The sequence below is a fragment of the Cryobacterium sp. MLB-32 genome, assembly GCF_000738085.1.
Lineage (GTDB): Bacteria > Actinomycetota > Actinomycetes > Actinomycetales > Microbacteriaceae > Cryobacterium.
In genome coordinates this window covers 1-1,052 of the sequence record NZ_JPRS01000773.1, presented here as the reverse complement: position 1 = coordinate 1,052, position 1,052 = coordinate 1, and the positions used below count along the sequence as shown (strand labels likewise).

Annotated in this window: 2 protein-coding genes; both read left to right on the top strand. The window is 60.0% G+C overall.

Annotated elements, in window-relative coordinates:
* The first annotated feature begins 273 nt into the window (after window positions 1-273).
* A complete protein-coding gene (locus JF66_RS21320; protein WP_197059546.1) occupies window positions 274-639 on the top strand; it encodes a hypothetical protein in 366 nt (121 codons plus the stop codon).
* Window positions 640-1,026 carry a hypothetical protein gene (locus JF66_RS21315; protein WP_035881013.1) on the top strand — a complete coding sequence of 129 codons (387 nt, stop codon included), beginning with the start codon at window positions 640-642 and terminating at the stop codon, window positions 1,024-1,026.
* The last annotated feature ends 26 nt before the right edge of the window (window positions 1,027-1,052 follow it).

The following is a 1,052-nucleotide window of genomic DNA, read 5'->3' as shown; positions in this document are numbered from 1 at the left end:
GATTCGCGCCTCATCGCCGAGCTCAACACCAACCCCGCGCTGCAGGAGACCATCGGCAAAGCTGTTCGCGCGCAGCTCAGTAACTAAGTAAACGCGTAAATACTGAAGTGCCGCCCGCTATCGCAGGGCGCGCCGTCACAGAGGTCGGTAAAAGAATCACCGACTCCCACATCAGATGTTTATCTGATGTAGTGTGTGGGTATGAGGAACGCGACTTTCACTGACCTTTTGCGAAAGCCCAGGGAGGTTCTGGCTCACATTGACGAGGGCCAGGTGCGGATCACGCGGCGGGATGGTGACGATCTCGTGATACTTCGCGGTCACGATCTTGACGTCCTGGAGCAGGGTGTCGCTTTGTCGAGCCGTTTGATCCGCGCGATCGGCCGGAACAAGGGCGACGTCGCGGCCGCGCTGACTGATCTTTTCGCTTGGACGGGGGAGTTCACCCCGGGGGAGCTGCACGCGTACGCTGCCGAGATTGAGCATATTCTCTATGCCGCGAGCGAGTTGGGAACTTTTGAGCGGTTGTTGCGTGCGCAGCAGGAGTGGAAGGAAACGGCCGTGGCTTACGCCATGGGTATGCGACCTGTCGATCCCGTCGAGCTGCCCGATGTTCCTGTCCGTGTCAACCGCCCGTAGATGGCGGGGAAGCGTGGTGTCGCGGTTCCGCGGCCGGTCAAGGGCACCGAGTACGAAATCTTCTTTGGCAACATCGCTGCGCAACGCGGTTGGATAGACCTGAAGGCGTCGGCGAAGAATGCCCTGGCAGACGCCCACGACTATCTCACCGCGCATCCCGCGAAGTATGACCCTGATCGCTGTTACCAACTCCGAGGTGATCTCTCAACAGTTCTTGTAGACGGGGTGGGCCTGCCGCAATGGCAGTACAAAGTGACCGATGGTGCTCGTCTCTGGTACGCCGTTGACGAGCCCAACGCGAAGGCGAAGAAGCCAGGACGCGTGATCATCACGAAAGCTGCGACGGGCCACCCCAACGAGACGGATTCCAAGAAGAACTTCCGTTAGCCGGGCCGCGAAGGTCACCACTGCCG